The following is a 17,559-nucleotide window of genomic DNA, read 5'->3' as shown; positions in this document are numbered from 1 at the left end:
GTTGTTAATTCGCCTCAGAAGCGCCCGCTCAACGGGTATTCGACGATCAGGTAGACCCGGTCGATGTCGTCCCCCGGCTGCGCCGCATTGCCCCGGTGGCTGACATGGGAGAGCGACACCGACAGATTTCGCGCAGTACCACTTTGCACTACGTACTTCATATCGATATCCCGTTCCCAGTGTCGCCCGTCACGCCCGTACTGCCCGACATAGGCGCCCCCGGCCGGCGCATGGCTGCCATCGATCCCGCGTCCGCTGACATAGCGGCCCATCAGGCTCAGCCCTGGCACGCCGAGGCTGCTCATGTCGAGGTCGTAGCGCAGTTGCCACGAGTGCTCTCCCGGTCCGTTGAAGTCGGCGTACTTGATCGAGTTGGCGAGGTAGATGGAGTCGCCGCCGACGAAATCGAAGGGTGTATCGCCCCGCACCTTCTGGTACGCCAGGGTCAGGGCCTGGGCGCCGAAGCGGTACTTGCCGGCCAGGCTCCAGGCCAGGGTGTCGATGGCCCCGGCACTGGCGTTGCCGGTGTCGCGGGTGTAGTAGAGGTTGCCGTCGAGGGACCAGTCCGCCTGCCTGTAATTCAGGTTGAGGTAGGCCTGGCGCCAGGTGTCCTGCAACTGCGATGCGAACAGCGCAGCGCCCAGAGGCCCGTCAGGCGCCCAGGTCCCGCCCGCGAGGCTGATGGCATGGCCGCGGGTAGTGGCGCCATAGCCGGCGAAGTCGTCGCGGGTCGAGCTGTTGTCCTGGTTGTTGAAGGCGCTGAAGCGTCCGGCTTGCAGGCGCCAATCAGGCAGGTCGGTGTTGTCCAGGAGCCAGCCCGTCGCATATTCCGGGTGCAGGCGTTTGTCGCCGGTATCGAATACCGGGGTTTGCACCTGCATCTCGCCGTAGCGCAGCAGGGTGTTGCCGACGCGCAGTTTCAGCGCCGCGCCGGCACTGGAATAGTCGGATTCGGCGCGGCCGTCGCTGTCCCGGGGCAGCAGGCCGGTGCCGGCATGGCCGCGACCGCCGTCCAGCTTCAGGCCGAGAAAACCGTGGGCATCCAGGCCGATGCCGACGGTCCCTTCGGTGAACCCGGAGCGCACCTCGCCGATAAAGCCTTGTGCCCATTCCTGGCGGTAGTTCTGGCCCGAGCCGGACGGCGAGCGGAAGTCGCTGTGCAGGAAATAATTGCGGCTGAGCAGCGACCAGCTGGTCTCGTCGGCCTGGGCGCTGCCGAATGCGGCGACGGTGGTGAACAGGGCGAGGTGGCGGGGGAGGCGGTTCATGGCAGGTTCCGGTGCGGGGGAGCCGGAACTCTGGGCCAGTGATGGGTAACCGTCTTGTATCGATGTGCTCTAGGCGATATCGCTCGCGGCGAACTCCTCGGCCAGATGATCGAGCAGCGAGCGTACCGACGGCAGCAGCCCGCGGCGTGACGGGAAGATCGCGTGGACGATGCCGCAACGCGGATGCCAGCCCGGCAGCAGTTCCACCAGGCGTCCCGCTGCCAGGTCCTCGTTCACCGCCACTCGCGGCAGGTGGGCGATGCCGACCCCGGCGACGAGGAAATGGCGCAGGGCGAACAGGTCGTCGGTGACTATGCGCGGGGTATGCGGGATCACCAGGCTGTGGTCCATGTCCTCGCCCTGGAACAGTTCCCACTGGTAGTCGCGCTGGGCGCTGCCCCAGTGCAGGCTGGGCAGTTCGCCGAGCTGTTGCGGGATGAAGTCGTTCGGCAGGGCGTCGAGGAAAGAAGGGCACCCCACCAGGCACTGGGTACTGTTGCTCAGCACCTTCATCACCATGTCGGTGTTTTCCAGCGGCGGGAAGCGCACCCGCAAGGCCAGGTCGAAGCCTTCGTGGAGCAGGTCGACGCGGCGGTTGGTGCTTTCGATGAACAGCTCCACCAGCGGGTACTTGAGCATGTAGCGGGTCAGCATCGGCGCGACCCAGGAATTGAGCAGGGTGGTCGGGCAGCTCAGGCGTACCAGGCCGCGGGGTTCGCTGCGGTTGCGCTCGATCACCTCGGCCGCGCTTTCCGCTTCGACCCGCATGGCCAGGCAGCGCTGGTAGTATTCCTGGCCGATCTCGGTCAGCGAGCAATGGCGGCTGGTGCGCTGCAGAAGACGCACGCCGAGGCGCTCTTCCAGCTCGGCGATGCGCCGGCTGAGCTTCGACTTGGGCATGTCCAGCGCCCGGCCGGCCGGGGCGAAACCGCCGTGTTCGACGACCTGGGTGAAGTAGTAGAGGGCGTTGAGGTCTTCCAAGAAGGGCAGCTCCGGGGGCAAGGCCTCGGAGTCTACTGCATGTTTCCCTGTTGATCTTCAGGGCCTCATCGCTGGCAAGCCAGCTCCCACAGGTTCAGCGGTGCACGCGATACCTGTGGGAGCTGGCTTGCCAGCGATGAGGCCCGAACGGTCAATCAATCAGCATCGGCCTCGAACAACCGCTCCAGATCCAGACGCGCCTCCTTGGCCGTCTGCATCACCTTGGCCTTGTCATCCCGCACCCGGCCCTGGGCGGCCAGTACTTCCTCGTCGTGGCGGGTGAAACGCTGGATCCGGTCCGCCGCCTGGTCCTCGCTCAAGCCCAGCCCGACCAGGGTCATCCGGCTCATTTCCAGGCTCGAATGGAAGGTCTCGCGGATCGGCTCGGCCCCTACCTCCACCAGTTCATGTACATGCTGGCGGTTGCGTGCCCGGGCCAGCACCTTGAGGTGCGGGTACATCTGCTTGACCCGCTGCGCGGTGCGCGTGGTGGCCTCGGCATTGTCGGTGGTGATGACGAAGTACTCGGCCTCGCCGACCTTCGCCGCATGCAGCACCTCGGGACGCTGGGTGTCGCCATAGAACACCGGCACCTGTTCGAACATGCGGGTCATCTCGATGGTATCCACCGAGGTTTCCAGGGCAATGAACGGCACCTTCTGCGCCCGCAGGATCCGCGCCACGATCTGGCCCATCCGGCCCATGCCGACGATCACCACCCGCGGGGCGTCGGTGCTGATGTTGCTGTACTGCTCCGGCACTTCCCGTACCGCCTGCGGGCGCTTGCCGAGGCGGGCGCAACCGAGCAGCAGGAGCGGGGTGATGGCCATGGACAGGGTGATGGTCATCAGCAGCATGTCGTAGGTCTGCGCATCGAACAGGCCCTGGTCGCGACCCAGCTTGAACACCACGAAGGCAAATTCGCCACCCGCCGCCAGGACCACGCCCAGGCGCAGGGCACTGACCTTGTTAAGGCCGCCGGCGAAGTGCCCGACCAGCATCAGCAACGGCAGCTTCACCGCCACCAGCAACAGGGTCAGGCCAATCAGCAGCAGCGGCATGTCCAGCAGCAGGCGCAGGTTGGCGCCCATGCCCACGCTGATGAAGAACAGCCCCAGCAGCAGGCCCTTGAACGGCTCGATCTGCGATTCCAGTTCATGCCGGTATTCCGAATCCGCCAGCAGCAGGCCGGCGAGGAAGGCGCCGAGGGCCATGGAGATCCCGGCTTGCTCCATCAGCCAGGCGGTGCCGATCACCACCAGCAGCGCGGTGGCAGTGGAGACTTCCGGCAGGCCAGTGCGGGCCACGGTGCGGAACAGCGGGCGCAGCAGGTAACGGCCGCCAACGATGACGATGGCGATGCTGCCGAACACCTTCAGGCCGTGGCTGAGGCTGTCGCCATGACTGGTGTCGGGGCCGGCGGCGGCCAGCAGCGGCACCAGGGCGATCAGCGGAATCGCGGCGATGTCCTGGAACAGCAGGATGGCGAAGGCCAGGCGTCCGTGTGGCGCATTGAGCTGTTTGCTTTCGGCCAGGCTCTGCAGGCCGAAGGCGGTGGACGACAGGGCCAGGCCCAGGCCAAGAACAATGGCCGCCGGCAGCGACTGGGCAAAGCCGAACAGGGCAATGGCGCCGATGACCGCGCCGGTCAGCAGGACCTGGGCCAGGCCGACGCCGAACACCGACTTGCGCATCAGCCACAGGCGCCGCGGCGACAGTTCCAGGCCGATGATGAACAGCAGCAGGACCACGCCCAGCTCGGAAATATGCGCGACGCTCTGGGTATCGCGAACCAGGCCCAGGGCCTGCGGGCCGATCACCACGCCGGCCAGCAGGTAGCCGAGCACGGCGCCCAGTTGCAGGCGCTTGGCCAGGGGAACGGTAACGACGGCGGCGAGGAGGAAGATCACCGCGGTTTGCAGAAGGCTGCCTTCGTGTGGCATTGCTCGGTCTCCATGAACTGCGTGAGGCAGCGTTTGAACGTGAAAGTCCGGGCATTCTGCTCAGGATAGTCGCTTCCGACAATCCGGCTGGGGCGAGATTGATTGTCGCCCTATTGGTGACAATAGGGCGAGCGGGGCAGGTACTCAGTACTCGGCGATCACCTCATCGGTACCGGCCTTGGTCAGGCCGAGGACCTGGTAGGCGTCCTTGTGGTCGCCCATTTCCATGCCGGGCGAGCCCATGGGCATGCCCGGCACGGCGATGCCTTTGAGGTCGGGGCGCTTGCCGAGGACGCTGATCTGTTCGGCGGGGACGTGGCCTTCGATGAACTGGCCATTGATCACGCCGGTATGGCACGAGGCCAGGCGCGGGGCGACGCCGAGTTTCTGCTTGACCGCGCTCATGTTCGGCTCGACATGGTCGTTGACCGTGTAGCCGTTGGCGCGCAGGTGGCTGATCCACTCCTTGCAGCAGCCGCAGTTGGGATCGCGGTAGACATCAATGGTCTGCCCGGCCTGGGCCAGGGTGCTCAGGGCCAGCAGGCCGAGGGCTGCCAGGTTGTTCTTCAGCATGGTGTTTCTCCTTTGAATTCTGTGTTGTCTGGCAGGGCCTCATCGCTGGCAAGCCAGCTCCCACAGGTTCTCCATTGATCTTGAGATCACCGCCGAACCCTGTGGGAGCTGGCTTGTCGGACCGCCGCACCGCAGCGATTGGGGCGATACGGTCTAGAACCTTAGCCTGATACCAGCCACCCACCGCGTCTGTCCGATATCCTCACCCTTATCCCGGGCCATCGCCGCCGTCTCGCCATACACCCGGTTGAAGCTCACCCCCACATAAGGCGCAAACCCCGGGGTGATCTCGTAGCGCAAACGCAACCCGGTCTCGCTGTCCGCCAGCCCTGAACCTTGTCCACGACCGGCATCATCCCGCCCGTAGAAATTCGCCTCCACCGTCGGCTCCAGCCGCCAGCGCTGGGTCAGCAGGATAGCGTAGGACGCCTCCACCCGCAGCGCGGTCTGTTGTCGCTCGCCCGCGTAGAGCGTGGCTTCCAGCTCCATGCCATACAGCGGCGTGCCCTGGACCCCGAAAGCTGCCCAGCTCTGACCGCTGCCCGGCTTGAAGTCCTGGCGCACGCCGCCGACCACCTCCCACCAGGGGCTGAAGGCATGGCCCCACAGTGCCTGGAGTTCCGCCTTGTGCGTGCGCCCCTGTTCCCGCTCGCCTTCCGTGCGCAGCCACAGCCGGTCGATATCGCCACCGACCCAGGCATTGGCGTTCCAGTTCAGCGCGCTGCTGTTCTCGAAGTGCTGGTACTCCAGCTGTTCGACGGTTACGGCCCAGTTGATCTGCCGGTCATGCACCTGGTGTCCGGGCAGGGGCGGGAACGCCGCCTGGCGATCGGCGTCGGTCACAGGTTTCAGCGGGGTACGCGGTGATTGTGGCGCCCCGTGGCTCATCATGCTGTGATGCATCCCTGAATGGTCCATCGCTGCGGCACGGACTTCCTCGCTGCCCAGCAGCAGAAGCAGGGTCATGCCGCCAAGCAGCGGCCGGTTGAGTCGTTCATTCATCGACGCGCACCTCGCGGAACATGCCGGTCTCCATGTGATAGAGCAGGTGGCAGTGGTAGGCCCAGCGGCCCAGGGCATCGGCGCTGACCCGGTAGCTGCGGCGGCTGCCGGGTGGCATGTCGAGGGTGTGCTTGCGCACCTTGAACCGACCCTGCTCGTCCTCCAGATCGCTCCACAGGCCGTGCAGGTGGATGGGGTGGGCCATCATGGTGTCGTTGACCAGGGTGATGCGCAGGCGCTCGCCGTATTTCAGGCGCAGCGGTTCGGCGTCGGAGAAGCGGATGCCGTCGAACGACCAGGCGAAGCGCTCCATGTGCCCGGTCAGGTGCAGCTCGATCTCGCGTGAGGGTTCGCGACCGTCGGGGTCGGCGAAGGTGCTGTTCAGGTCGGCATAGGTCAGCACCCGACGCCCGTTGTTGCGCAGGCCCAGGCCGGGATCGGACAGGTTGGCCTTGGGCATCATGGCCTGCATGTCCACCAGCGGGTTGCCGGTTTCCGAGGCCGGGTGCTGCTGCATGCCCATGTTCATGCCCGGCATGGCGTGGTTCATCCCGCTCATCTGGCTGTGGTCCATGCCGGCCATGCTGCCGTGATCCATGCCGGCCATATCGCCATGGCCCATGTCGGCCATGCTCAGCACCGGCTTCGGTTCCAGCGCCGGCACTGGCGCACTCAGGCCCTGGGCCCGGGCCAGGCTGCCACGGGCATAGCCGCTGCGGTCCATGCTCTGGGCGAACAGGGTGTAGGCCGGCTGGTCGCCAACGGTGACCAGTACATCGTAGGTTTCCGCGACCGCCAGGCGCAGTTCGTCTACCGTCACTGGCTGCACCGGCTGGCCGTCGGCCGCGATCACGGTGAGCTTCAGGCCGGGAATGCGGAAGTCGAAATAGGTCATGGCCGAGCCGTTGATCAGGCGCAGGCGCAGGGTTTCGCCGGGCTGGAACAGGCAGGTGAAGTTGCCCTCCGGGGGCTGTCCGTTGAGCAGGTAGGTGTAGGTGGCGGCGCTGATATCGGCGATATCGGTGGGCGTCATGTGCATCAGCGCCCAGTCCTTGCGGTTGGCCAGGGTGGCCGACCAGCCGTCGCGGGCCACGTCGTCGATAAAGTCACCGACGGTGCGCTGGCGCTGGTTGTAGTAGTCGGCCTGTTTCTTCAGTTGCGCCAGCAGGGCGGTGGGTTTCTCGTCGCTCCAGTCGCTGAGCAGCAGCACGCAGTCGCGCTGGTAGACATGGGGTTCGGGCGTTTTCGGCTCGATGACGATGGCGCCATACACCCCCGCTTGCTCCTGCAGCCCCGAATGGCTGTGGTACCAGTAGGTGCCATGCTGCTCCAGGGTGAAGCGGTAGAGGTAGTCGCCGCCGGGCTCGATGCCGGCGAAACTCAGGCCGGGCACGCCGTCCATGTTGGCCGGGAGGATGATCCCGTGCCAGTGCAGCGAGGTGCTTTCCTCCAGGCGATTGCGCACCCGCAGGGTCACGGTATCGCCCTCGCGCCAGCGCAGCACCGGACCTGGCAGGCTGTTGTTGATGGTCAGCGCGGTCTTCGGCTTGCCGGTGATATTCACGGCGGTCTGGCCGATGAACAGCTCGAAATGCTGGCCGTCCAGCTCGACGAAATCATGCGCTCCGCGGGCCCAGGCGTTCGCTCGCCAGAGGCCGAGGCCGCCAAGGGCGCTGGCGGCGGCCAGGCCTTTGACGAAGGTGCGGCGGGTAGGAAAGTGGGGCATGGGGTTGTCAGTCCATCAACGGGGATGCCTGACCATAATCCGCGGCGGCTGACAGCAAACTGAGGTTTGAATTACAGATTTGTCAGCGAGAAAATAGCCCGCCCCGTTAGCGGTTCGTACCGGGTGGGGCAAGGGGATACAAGGTTCATATTGCACCAGGAGTCGCAATGGACAAGGTCATCATCATCACCGGAGGCAGTCGCGGCATCGGCGCCGCCACTGCGCTGCTCGCCGCGCGCCAGGGCTACCGGATCTGCATCAACTATCACGCCGACGACGAGGCGGCCCAGCGGGTGCTGGCCCAGGTCCGTGAACTGGGCGCCGAAGCCATCGCCGTGCGTGCCGATGCCAGCGTCGAGGACGAGGTGATCAGCCTGTTTCAGCGGGTCGATCACGAACTGGGGCCGGTCACGGCGCTGGTCAACAATGCCGGGACCATCGGGCAGCAGAGCCGGGTCGAGGAAATGTCGGAGTTTCGCCTGCTCAAGGTGATGAAGACCAATGTGGTCGGGCCGATGCTGTGTGCCAAGCACGCGCTGATGCGCATGTCGACGCGCAATGGCGGCAAGGGCGGGGCCATCGTCAACGTGTCGTCGGTGGCGGCGCGCCTGGGCTCGCCCAATGAATACGTCGACTACGCGGCGTCCAAGGGCGCGCTGGACACCTTCACCCTGGGGCTGGCCAAGGAAGTGGCGGGCGAGGGTGTGCGGGTCAACGGGGTGCGGCCGGGGTACATCTTCACCGATTTCCACGCCCTGAGCGGCGACCCGGACCGGGTGCGCAAGCTGGAGCCGGGGATTCCCATGGGGCGGGGCGGGCAGGCGCAAGAAGTGGCCGAGGCGATCCTGTGGCTACTGTCGGACAAGGCGTCCTACTCGACCGGGAGTTTCCTGGATCTCGGGGGTGGGCGGTAGTTGTTTGCCGCACTTCAGGGCCTCATCGCTGCATAGGTATTTTCACATCTCTCGCTCAGGCCCGGATGGCTTGTCAACGCGAGGTCTGTAGGAGCGTGGCTTGCCCGCGAAGGGCCGCAAGGCGGCCCCAAAACCTGCCACGCCGAGTATCTGGGGTACCGAAGTCGAGCAGGCGCTGAATCCATAAAGGCGCTCCCCAACTAGCTCGTGCTGGATGGTCTTGGGGCCGCTGTGCGGCCCTTCGCGGGCAAGCCACGCTCCTACCTGAACCGCGTCGGCCATCAGCCCGAGATGTGTAGATACTCATGCAGCGATGAGGCCCTGAAGGACCCAGCAGCTCATTGCTCCCGGAGCATCGCCTCGACCCGCTCCATCAACCCCTCCAGCCGAAACGGCTTGGTCATCACGCTGATCCCCGGTGCCAGGCGCCCGTCACTCATCGCCGCGCTTTCGTCATAGCCGGTGATGAACAGCACCGGCAAGTGCGGATGCACCTGGCGCACCGCTTCGGCCAGTTGCCGGCCGCTGAGCCCGCCCGGCAGGCCGATGTCGCTGATCAGCAGGTCCGGCGGCGGGCCGTTCTTCAGCACCGGCAAGGCCAGCACCGCGCTTTCGTAGACATCGACCCGGTGCCCGGACTCTTCGAGCATTTCGGCGATCACCATGCGCAGGGTTTCCTGATCTTCCACCAGGACCACGCGCGCCTCCTCGCCCCGGGCCGGCAGGCGCTGTTCGGCACCCGGCAGCATCTGCGTCAGCGGGGCCCGGTCATGGCGCGGCAGATACAGCTCGATCCGTGTGCCCTGGCCCGGCGCCGTGACAATGCGCAACTGCCCGCCGGACTGGCGGACAAAGCCGTAGGCCATGGACAAGCCAAGCCCTGTGCCCTGGCCCAGCGGCTTGGTGGTGAAGAACGGGTCGATGGCCCGCGCCGCGACATCGGCGGGCATGCCCTGGCCGTTGTCCGCCACGCTCAGGCGCAGGTATGGCCCGGCCGCAAGATCCAGCGGCCGGCCGTGTTCTTCGTCAAGTTCGAGATTGTCGATGGTGATCTCGATCAGACCGCCATTGGGTAGGGCATCCCGGGCATTGATGCACAGGTTGAGCAGGGCGCTTTCCAGTTGCGGCGGGTCGATGAAGGTGGTCCAGAGGTTCTCGGTAAACCGGCTGCGCACTTCGATGGCCGGGCCGACACTGCGCTGGATCAGGTCTTCCATGCCCCGTAGCAGCAGGCCGATATGGGTGGGCTGGGGCTGCAGGGTCTGCTGCCGGGAGAACGCCAGCAGGCGATGGACCAGCGACGCCGCGCGCTGGGCCGAGTTGCTGGCGGCCTGCAGCAGCAGGTCGACCTCGGCGTGGCGCTGTTGGCGCAGGCGCTGGCGCATCAGCTCATGGGCGCCGAGGATGCCGCCGAGCAGGTTGTTGAAATCATGGGCGATACCGCCGGTGAGCTGGCCCACCGCTTCCATTTTCTGCGCCTGGCGCAAGGCGTCTTCGGCGCGCAGCAGACGCTGCTGTTCCGCGACCCGGGCACTGATGTCGTAGGCGAACAGGTAGGCACCGCGTACCGCGCCATGCTCGTCGTGGAGGACGTTGAAGCGCATTTCATAGTGGCGGCGGCGCCCGCTGGCACCGAACTCGGCGTTCTCGATAAACACCTCGCCGGCCAAGGCCCGGCGCCACAGGGCCAGGCCGCGGACGCAATCGGCCGGGACGCTGCGCAGGACCCGCTCGACCGGCTCGCCGATGCCCGGCACTTCGCCGTACAGGTAGTCGAAGTCGTTGAGCGACTGCTGGTTGATTGCCATCCAGCGCATATCAGGGCCGACCACCTGGACGCAGGCGATGCTGTTGTCCACCAGCGTGGCCAGCAACTGGCGCTCGGCCACGCTGTCGAGTACCCGTTGTTCCAACTGTTCATTGAGTTGCTGCAAGGCGACCTCGGCGTCGCGCCGCTCGGTCACGTCCTTGAACAGCACGGCCACCTGCCTGCGCTCGGCCGGTTCGATGCGGAAGGTGGTCACCGACAGCACCCGGCCGGTGGCCACCAGTTCCTGTTCGAAGTGCAGCGGCTCGCCGGTGCGCAGTACCGCGCCATAGCGGGCGACCCAGTCGTCGGCTTCATCGGGCACCATCTCCCGCAGCTTCTGCCCGACCACATCGGGAATCCCCGCATGCCGGGCATAGGCGGCGTTGGCCAGTACATGGATATAGTCGCTCAGCGGACCGTGCGGGCCATCGAAGAACTCGATGACACAGAAACCCTCGTCCATGGTGTCGAACAGGAAGCGGTAGAAGTCCCCGTCCAGTGCCCGTTGCTGCACCAGTTGCTGTTCGAGGTCGGCATTGCGCCGCTTGAGTACCTGGAGTTGCAGGCGCAATGAATCGAGTTCGCTGACGGGCATGGAAAGATCCGGAAACAAGCCAATTTCGCCACTTTAGACCCACGCTCGTCCGGCGGCTAGAACGAACGTACGATCCGTCCGAGTGTTTCCATGGCTTTTTCCGATTGCTCGGTCCAGGGGCTGCCGTAATTCAAACGGATGCAATGGCGGAAGCGCTGGGTCGGCGAGAAGATCGGCCCTGGGGCGATGCTGATGCCCTGGGCCAGGGCCATCTGGAACAGCTTCAGGGAGTCCATGTTTTCCGGCAGTTCCAGCCACAGGAAGTAGCCGCCGGATGGATGGCTGACCCGCACCGAGGCCGGGAAGTGCCGGGCGATGGCGGCGAGCATGGCGTTCTTCTGTTCCTCCAGGGCATAGCGCAGGCGGCGCAGATGGCGGTCGTAGCCGCCGTGCTGCAGGTAGTCGGCAATGGCCGCCTGGGCCGGCATCGAGGCACACAGCGAGGTCATCAGCTTGAGCCGCTCGATCTTGCGGGCGAAACGCCCGGCCGCCACCCAGCCGATGCGATAACCCGGGGCCAGGCTCTTGGAAAACGAGCTGCAATGCATCACCAGGCCCTCGGTGTCGAAGGCCTTGGCCGGCTTTGGCGCCTGCTGGGCGTAGTACAGCTCGGCGTAGACATCGTCCTCGATCAGCGGCACCTGGTGCTGGCGCAGCAACTCCACCAGCGCCTGCTTCTTCGCTTCCGGCACGCTGGCGCCCACCGGGTTCTGGAAGTTGGTCATGCACCACACGGCCTTGACCGGATGACGTTCCAGGGTTTGCGCCAGCACCCCCAGGTCGATACCCTCGCGCGGATGCACGGGAATCTCCACGGCCTTGAGCTTGAGACGCTCCAGCACCTGCAGGCAGGCATAGAAGGCCGGCGCCTCGATCGCCACCAGGTCGCCCGGTTCGGTCACCGCCTGCAGGCACAGGTTCAGCGCCTCCAGGGCGCCGTTGGTGATCAGCAGCTCCTCCATCGGCAGCATCAGCCCGCCGACCATGTAGCGCAGGGCGATCTGCCGGCGCAGTTGCGGGTTGCCCGGCGACAGGTCGGTGACCACCATGCGCGGGTCCATGTCCCGGGTCGCGCTGGCCAGGGAGCGGGCCAGGCGCTGCAGGGGGAACAGGGTCGGGCTGGGGAAGGCCGAGCCGAAGGGCACGGTGTGCGGGTCCTTGATCGACTCGAGGATGGAGAACACCAGCTCGCTGACATCCACCTCGGTGGACTCGCCGGCCGGCTCGCCGATCCGTGGCTCGCTGAACGGCTTTGGCGCATGGGCGTTGACGAAATACCCCGAGCGCGGCCGCGCGCGGATCAGGCCGCGGCGCTCCAGCAGGTAGTAAGCCTGGAACACCGTGGACGGACTGACCCCATGGGTCTGGCTCGCATAGCGCACCGACGGCACCCGCTGGCCGGGGCCGAGGACCCCGGTGTAGATCAGTTCGGCAATGTCGTCGGCGAATTTCTCGTAGCGTTTCATCATGGCTCTGCTGGTTCGAAGTGCACGCAGTGTAGGGGATCAGCGGTTCAGCGGGGCAACGAAGCGGCTGCGGGCCACGGCGCGGATGTCCGGCTCGTCGCTGTCGACCAGTTCGAAGTCCAGCTCCTGGGAGCTGCTGGCGGCGCGCTCACCGAGCATCGCCACCGAGACCGGCAATTCCGCCATCTCGCTGGCGGCGAGGGTGAAGCGGGTCTTGCCGTGCAGCTCGAAGCCGTCGGCATCGAGCAGGCGCAATTGGTAGCTCTGTGGCGCCTGGGTCTTGTTGATCACCTTGAGGATGTAGATGTTCTCGATCTGGCCCTGGGCGTTCTCGCGGAACAGGCCTCGGTCCTTGATCACGTCCATGGACAGCATCGGCCGTTCATGGAGGGCGATGGCCAGGGCGCCGATCATCACCACCAGCACGGTGACGTAGCCCAGCAGGCGCGGACGCAGCCAGTGGGTCTTGCCGCCTTGCAGGGTGTGCTCGGACTTGTAACCGATCAGGCCGCGCGGGTAGTTCATCTTGTCCATGATGCTGTCGCAGGCGTCGATGCAGGCGGCGCAGCCGATGCACTCCATTTGCAGGCCATTGCGAATATCGATGCCGGTGGGGCAGACCTGCACGCACATCGTGCAGTCGATGCAGTCGCCGAGGCCGGCAGCCTTGTAGTCCTGCTCCTTCTTGCGGGCGCCACGGTTCTCGCCGCGACGTGGGTCATAGGCGACGGCCAGGGTGTCCTTGTCGAACATCACGCTCTGGAAGCGGGCGTAGGGGCACATGTGCATGCACACCGCCTCGCGCATCCAGCCGGCATTGATATAGGTGGCGCCGGTGAAGAACAGGATCCAGAACAGGCTGACGCCGCCGGCCTGCAGGGTGAACAGCTCTTCGGCCAGGGGCCGGATCGGCGTGAAGTAGCCGACGAAGGTCAGCCCGGTCAGCACGCTGATGGCCAGCCACAGGGTGTGCTTGAGGGCACGGCGGGCCAGCTTGTTCGGGCCCCAGGCGGCCTTGTCCAGCTTCATGCGCTGGTTGCGGTCGCCCTCGGTGACCTTCTCGCACCACATGAACAGCCAGGTCCAGGTGCTCTGCGGGCAGGTGTAGCCGCACCAGACCCGGCCGGCGAACACGGTGATGGCGAACAGACCGAAGGCGCAGATGATCAGCAGCGCCGAAAGCAGGATGAAGTCTTGCGGCCAGAAGGTCGCGCCGAAGATGTGGAACTTGCTTTCCGCCAGATCCCAGAGCACCGCCTGGCGGCCGCCCCAGTTGAGCCAGGCGGTGGCGAAGAACAGCAGGAAGAGAAAACCTGCGCCACTCAGGCGCAGGTTGCGGTACAGACCGGTGAAGCTGCGGGTGAAGATCTGTCTGTCGCTGCTGGCGGCCTTCTTCTTGTGAGACGGCTCGGCAATTTCAACGATCTTGACGGGGATAGGTTCGCTCATGGTTCGTCGCTCATCAGGCCTCGATCAGGCCCATGAACTATGGCGAGTGATCTGTTTGCAGAACAGATTCAGGTATCCCGATAAAAACCGTATCAGATTTCCCGTGTATCGCCTGCAGGCCCTAGATTATCGAGCCCGGAGCGCTGCTCTTAAGATGCCTGCGACCATCCACCGCACCGGCCACGGTGAGGGCGTCGGCCTCGGCTTCGGTGATCGGCACGCGCTTGCCGGCCAGCTCGGCGACCGACATGCGCAGGTCTTCGTCGGTCAGCACCTGCACCTCGGTGGCGTCGCCTTCGATATCCAGGTCGTCGCCGATCAGGGTGCAGCGTTGGGTGGTTTCATCGATGCGGATGGGCATGGCGTGTTCCTCATGCGGTGGCTTATGAGGCTGTGACCGTCGTGCCGTGGCGCTTGCGGCCTTGAACCGATCAGCGGTCGCAATCGCACTTTGTCGAAGCGGGTGTTGTCCATCGGGTAACTGCTCTGACAAGGACAACGCCATGGACGCCTGGTGGCATGAGGTGTGGGTGACACTGGTGGCGGAATTCGCCGACATCACCGATGCGAAACAGCTGACCCAGGTGTCGGTTCGCCTGTTGATGGCGGCGCTATTGGGCGCGGTGCTCGGTTTCGAGCGCGAGATGAAGGGCAAGGCCGCCGGGGTGCGTACCCATATGCTGGTGGCCATCGGTGCGGCGCTGTTCGTCCTCGTGCCGCGCATGGCCGGGGCCGACGATGCGGCCTTGAGCCGGGTGGTGCAGGGTATCGTTGCCGGGATCGGCTTTCTCGGCGCCGGGACCATTCTCAAGGGCCACGATATGGACGCCAGTCACGTCAAGGGCCTGACCACGGCGGCCGGGCTGTGGATGACCGCGGCGATTGGCGTGGCGGCCGGCATGGGCCGCGAGGCCACGGCGCTGTTCAGCACACTGCTGGCGCTGGTGGTGTTCGCGATCATGCCGTGGGTGGTGGACCTGTTCGAGGACGAGGAACACAAGAGGAAGCGCAAGGAGGAGGAGGGAAAGAAAGAGGAAAGTGGCAAGGCCTGAATGCACTGAGGGGAGCCGAAGCTCCCCTCAAAGATTGTTGCGCGCTCTTTTTTTGTTATTGGAGGGCGGTCTATTGTTGTTTTTGGCAACCGTTGCCTCTTGGTGCTGTTTTGTGCGATTCCCATCCGGGATCAAGAGCAAACGTATTTTTTTGAGCGCTGATCGACCTTTATCAATTGATCCAACCGTGACGGGCGCTACCTTGAGGTAGTTTTATTGTTCTCTGCCTGGTTGCGGGGCACGCCCCCGAAAAGCCATCCACTTCAAAAAAATCAGTTAGCTTCGTCTCTGCCGTATTGTTCTTGTTATGTCAGATCCGGTACGTCTTGTTTTTATTGGGTTTGCCGCATTTTTTATTCTTGTTGTGCCAGAGATATAGCAGGTGTCGTGCCAACTTTTAAAAACCCAATGAAATCAAGGGTTTGGCGGTTTCTGTGAAAAAGCTGGCACGGGAAAATCCGCTGATTTGTTTCCGTGTTACCCGGTTTTTCCCTGGGACGTGGGTAGGCGGTAACACTTTGTGACCAAGTGCACAGTGTTACCACATCCTCAGCAGGCGTTACGCGCACGTGCTACCCGCGAGCCGGTGGCACGGCCGAGCACCGCGCTGATGCGCTGGCCGGCGGCGATCAGTTTGTCCAGGTCGATGCCGGTGTCGATGCCCAGGCCCTGCAGCATGTACAGCACGTCCTCGCTGGCCACGTTGCCGCTGGCGCCCTTGGCATACGGGCAGCCGCCGAGGCCGGCGACCGAGCTGTCGAACACGCTGATGCCTTCCAGCAGGCTGGCGTAGACGTTGGCCAGGGCCTGGCCGTAGGTGTCGTGGAAATGCCCGGCCAGTTGCGGGCGTGGGACCTGGGCGCCGACCACGTTGAACAGGTGGCGGGTAGCGCCCGGGGTACCGGTGCCGATGGTGTCGCCCAGGGACACTTCATAGCAGCCCATTTCGTACAGCTCGCGGGCCACGGCGGCGACCTGGGCCGCATCCACTTCGCCCTCGTACGGGCAACCCAGCACGCAGGACACATAGCCGCGCACCCGCACACCGTGCTGGCGCGCCGCGTCCATGATCGGCACGAAGCGTTGCAGGCTCTCGCTGATCGAGCAGTTGATATTGCGCTGGGAGAACGCCTCGGAGGCGGCGGCGAACACCGCGACTTCCTTGACCCGGGCGGCGAGGGCGTCCTCGAAGCCGCGCATGTTCGGGGCCAGGGCGGCGTAGGTCACCCCCGGTTGCTGGCGGATACCGGCGAACACCTCGGCCGAACCGGCCATCTGCGGGACCCATTTCGGCGAGACGAAACTGCCGACTTCGACGTAGGACAGGCCGGCATCGGTGAGGTCATCGACGAGGCGCACCTTGTCGGCGACGCTGATGGGTTGGGCTTCGTTCTGCAGGCCGTCGCGGGGACCGACTTCGACCAGACGCACTTTGGCGGGCAATGGCATGGCGGGGGCTTCCTGGTGGGGCTCAATGGCCGTTGTTGTTCTGTTTGTTCAGGGTTGCGGCCAGGGCTTGCTGGCAGCGTTCTTCGGCGGTATCCAGTTCCAGCTGCATCTGCTGGATGTCGAGCAGTTGCTGTTCCAGCTGGGCGCGGCGCTCGGCGATCTTCGCCAGCATGCTGTTGAGCTGCTTGGTATTGCCGCCGGTGGGGTCGTACAGCTCGATCAGTTCGCGGCATTCGGCGAGGGAAAAGCCGATGCGCTTGCCGCGCAGGATGAGTTTCAGGCTGACCTTGTCGCGGGCCGAGTAGATGCGCTCCAGGCCGCGCCGCTCGGGGCTGAGCAGGCCTTGTTCCTCGTAGAAGCGGATCGCCCGGGTGGTGATGTCCAGCTCGCGGGACAGGTCGGAAATACTGTAGGTCTGGCTGCTCATGGCGGGGCTCTGGGTGTGAAGGCGATGGGGCCTAACCTAAAGCCAGGTTGACGTATACGTCAAGGTGATTGGCGGTGTCCTTCAGGGCCTCATCGCTGGCAAGCCAGCTCCCACAGGGTTCGAGTTGCTGCAAAACCCTGTGGGAGCTGGCTTGCCAGCGATAAATGGCCCAGACAACCTCTACTTATCGGTCATCCGCCGAATGACTTCCCACAACCGCTCATCCTCGAAATCCGCCACCACCAGTTGCGCCCCCGCCGCCATCAGCGCCTCCACCGTCTGACTCGTCGACAACCCCACGGTAAAGATCCCCGCACCGCTGGCCGCCTTCACCCCCGGCACCGAGTCCTCGAACGCCAGCGCCCGCCCGGCCTGCGCATTCAAGCGCTGCAACCCGATGAGGTAGGGCAGCGGATCCGGTTTGGCCTTCGGCAGCTCCTCGGCCACCAGCACATGCTCGAAACGCCCGGCCAGGCCCAGCGCCTTGAGCATGTGTTCGGCATTGGCTCGCGGTGCATTGGTCACCACCGCCATGCCGATGCCACGGGCCTCGGCGTACTCCATCAAACGGACCAGCCCCGGCGTCGGCTGCAATGTCGGCGACAGCTCGCGAAACCGCGCTTCCTTGCGGTCGGCAAAGTCCCGGTGCTCGCTCAGCGGCCGGTCCGGAAACAGGTAACGGCACAGGTCGGCATTGGCCCGCCCGCTGATATGCGCCTCGAATTCCGCCTCGGTCAGGGTGCGGCCGTCCTCGTGCAGCAGTTGCTGCATGGCTACAAGATGAAGTTTGTCGGTATCGGCCAGGGTGCCGTCGAGGTCGAAGAGCAGGGCGTCGAGCATGGTGCATATCCGTAAAACAATGAGTGGCCATCATACCCGCCGATCGACGGGGCTGGTCAGCGGA

At 65.0% G+C, this 17,559-nt stretch carries 15 protein-coding genes; 2 read left to right on the top strand and 13 right to left on the bottom strand.

What is annotated here, in order from left to right:
- Window positions 1-14: 14 nt before the first annotated feature.
- The 6 genes from AC2CQI_RS10085 to AC2CQI_RS10060 all read right to left on the bottom strand — a co-directional run bounded on the left by AC2CQI_RS10085 (window position 15) and on the right by AC2CQI_RS10060 (window position 7,493).
- Window positions 15-1,268: an OprD family porin gene (locus AC2CQI_RS10085; protein WP_484580057.1), complete on the bottom strand. Its 1,254-nt coding sequence runs from the start codon at window positions 1,266-1,268 to the stop codon at window positions 15-17.
- 69 nt (window positions 1,269-1,337) lie between these two features.
- A complete protein-coding gene (locus AC2CQI_RS10080; RefSeq protein ID WP_484580056.1) occupies window positions 1,338-2,249 on the bottom strand; it encodes a LysR substrate-binding domain-containing protein in 912 nt (303 codons plus the stop codon).
- 155 nt (window positions 2,250-2,404) lie between these two features.
- A complete protein-coding gene (locus AC2CQI_RS10075; protein ID WP_484580055.1) occupies window positions 2,405-4,192 on the bottom strand; it encodes a monovalent cation:proton antiporter-2 (CPA2) family protein in 1,788 nt (595 codons plus the stop codon).
- A 144-nt stretch (window positions 4,193-4,336) separates the two neighbouring features.
- Window positions 4,337-4,765, bottom strand: coding sequence for a DUF411 domain-containing protein (locus tag AC2CQI_RS10070; protein ID WP_484580054.1), 429 nt, complete (start codon window positions 4,763-4,765; stop codon window positions 4,337-4,339).
- A 153-nt stretch (window positions 4,766-4,918) separates the two neighbouring features.
- Complete coding sequence (locus tag AC2CQI_RS10065; RefSeq protein WP_484580053.1) at window positions 4,919-5,767, bottom strand: copper resistance protein B; 849 nt, start codon at window positions 5,765-5,767, stop codon at window positions 4,919-4,921.
- Complete coding sequence (locus tag AC2CQI_RS10060) at window positions 5,760-7,493, bottom strand: copper resistance system multicopper oxidase (protein WP_484580052.1); 1,734 nt, start codon at window positions 7,491-7,493, stop codon at window positions 5,760-5,762. Before AC2CQI_RS10060 ends, AC2CQI_RS10065 begins: the two co-directional genes overlap by 8 nt.
- Window positions 7,494-7,660: 167 nt before the next feature.
- On the opposite strand from AC2CQI_RS10060, the gene AC2CQI_RS10055 reads away from it, so the two are divergent.
- Window positions 7,661-8,407, top strand: a complete 747-nt coding sequence (locus AC2CQI_RS10055) for an SDR family oxidoreductase (protein ID WP_484580051.1) — start codon at window positions 7,661-7,663, stop codon at window positions 8,405-8,407.
- 338 nt (window positions 8,408-8,745) lie between these two features.
- Here AC2CQI_RS10055 and AC2CQI_RS10050 read toward each other — a convergent pair whose 3' ends face one another.
- The 4 genes from AC2CQI_RS10050 to AC2CQI_RS10035 all read right to left on the bottom strand — a co-directional run bounded on the left by AC2CQI_RS10050 (window position 8,746) and on the right by AC2CQI_RS10035 (window position 14,088).
- A complete protein-coding gene (locus AC2CQI_RS10050) occupies window positions 8,746-10,812 on the bottom strand; it encodes a PAS domain-containing protein (RefSeq protein WP_484580050.1) in 2,067 nt (688 codons plus the stop codon).
- A 56-nt stretch (window positions 10,813-10,868) separates the two neighbouring features.
- On the bottom strand, window positions 10,869-12,278 hold the full coding sequence (mapR, locus tag AC2CQI_RS10045; RefSeq protein WP_075803270.1) for a GntR family transcriptional regulator MpaR: 1,410 nt from the start codon (window positions 12,276-12,278) through the stop codon (window positions 10,869-10,871).
- 39 nt (window positions 12,279-12,317) lie between these two features.
- Window positions 12,318-13,727, bottom strand: coding sequence for a cytochrome c oxidase accessory protein CcoG (ccoG, locus tag AC2CQI_RS10040; RefSeq protein WP_484580049.1), 1,410 nt, complete (start codon window positions 13,725-13,727; stop codon window positions 12,318-12,320).
- Between the two features lie 121 nt (window positions 13,728-13,848).
- A complete protein-coding gene (locus tag AC2CQI_RS10035; RefSeq protein ID WP_484580048.1) occupies window positions 13,849-14,088 on the bottom strand; it encodes a DUF3203 family protein in 240 nt (79 codons plus the stop codon).
- A gap of 142 nt (window positions 14,089-14,230) precedes the next feature.
- Here AC2CQI_RS10035 and AC2CQI_RS10030 point away from each other — a divergent pair, with 142 nt between their 5' ends.
- A complete protein-coding gene (locus AC2CQI_RS10030) occupies window positions 14,231-14,779 on the top strand; it encodes an MgtC/SapB family protein (RefSeq protein ID WP_075803267.1) in 549 nt (182 codons plus the stop codon).
- 549 nt (window positions 14,780-15,328) lie between these two features.
- On the opposite strand, the gene AC2CQI_RS10025 is transcribed toward AC2CQI_RS10030, so the two are convergent.
- The 3 genes from AC2CQI_RS10025 to AC2CQI_RS10015 all read right to left on the bottom strand — a co-directional run bounded on the left by AC2CQI_RS10025 (window position 15,329) and on the right by AC2CQI_RS10015 (window position 17,495).
- A complete protein-coding gene (locus AC2CQI_RS10025) occupies window positions 15,329-16,228 on the bottom strand; it encodes a hydroxymethylglutaryl-CoA lyase (protein ID WP_484580047.1) in 900 nt (299 codons plus the stop codon).
- Between the two features lie 22 nt (window positions 16,229-16,250).
- Window positions 16,251-16,655, bottom strand: coding sequence for a MerR family transcriptional regulator (locus AC2CQI_RS10020; protein WP_075803265.1), 405 nt, complete (start codon window positions 16,653-16,655; stop codon window positions 16,251-16,253).
- Window positions 16,656-16,835: 180 nt separating this feature from the next.
- Entirely contained in the window at window positions 16,836-17,495 is a 660-nt protein-coding gene (locus AC2CQI_RS10015; protein ID WP_484580046.1) for an HAD family hydrolase, read from the bottom strand.
- Between the last annotated feature and the right edge of the window lie 64 nt (window positions 17,496-17,559).

It is taken from the genome of Pseudomonas sp. P2S-1 (genome assembly GCF_057197725.1).
This window is presented reverse-complemented; position numbering and strand designations above follow the sequence as displayed.

Excerpts from the sequence above, each read along its gene's own strand:
- AC2CQI_RS10085 (WP_484580057.1), bottom strand. The coding sequence starts at position 1,268 with ATGAACCGCCTCCCCCGCCACCTCGCCCTGTTCACCACCGTCGCCGCA.
- AC2CQI_RS10075 (WP_484580055.1), bottom strand. The coding sequence starts at position 4,192 with ATGCCACACGAAGGCAGCCTTCTGCAAACCGCGGTGATCTTCCTCCTC.
- AC2CQI_RS10070 (WP_484580054.1), bottom strand. The coding sequence starts at position 4,765 with ATGCTGAAGAACAACCTGGCAGCCCTCGGCCTGCTGGCCCTGAGCACC.
- AC2CQI_RS10065 (WP_484580053.1), bottom strand. The coding sequence starts at position 5,767 with ATGAATGAACGACTCAACCGGCCGCTGCTTGGCGGCATGACCCTGCTT.
- AC2CQI_RS10060 (WP_484580052.1), bottom strand. The coding sequence starts at position 7,493 with ATGCCCCACTTTCCTACCCGCCGCACCTTCGTCAAAGGCCTGGCCGCC.
- AC2CQI_RS10055 (WP_484580051.1), top strand. The coding sequence starts at position 7,661 with ATGGACAAGGTCATCATCATCACCGGAGGCAGTCGCGGCATCGGCGCC.
- AC2CQI_RS10050 (WP_484580050.1), bottom strand. The coding sequence starts at position 10,812 with ATGCCCGTCAGCGAACTCGATTCATTGCGCCTGCAACTCCAGGTACTC.
- mapR (WP_075803270.1), bottom strand. The coding sequence starts at position 12,278 with ATGAAACGCTACGAGAAATTCGCCGACGACATTGCCGAACTGATCTAC.
- ccoG (WP_484580049.1), bottom strand. The coding sequence starts at position 13,727 with ATGAGCGAACCTATCCCCGTCAAGATCGTTGAAATTGCCGAGCCGTCT.
- AC2CQI_RS10035 (WP_484580048.1), bottom strand. The coding sequence starts at position 14,088 with ATGCCCATCCGCATCGATGAAACCACCCAACGCTGCACCCTGATCGGC.
- AC2CQI_RS10030 (WP_075803267.1), top strand. The coding sequence starts at position 14,231 with ATGGACGCCTGGTGGCATGAGGTGTGGGTGACACTGGTGGCGGAATTC.
- AC2CQI_RS10025 (WP_484580047.1), bottom strand. The coding sequence starts at position 16,228 with ATGCCATTGCCCGCCAAAGTGCGTCTGGTCGAAGTCGGTCCCCGCGAC.
- AC2CQI_RS10020 (WP_075803265.1), bottom strand. The coding sequence starts at position 16,655 with ATGAGCAGCCAGACCTACAGTATTTCCGACCTGTCCCGCGAGCTGGAC.
- AC2CQI_RS10015 (WP_484580046.1), bottom strand. The coding sequence starts at position 17,495 with ATGCTCGACGCCCTGCTCTTCGACCTCGACGGCACCCTGGCCGATACC.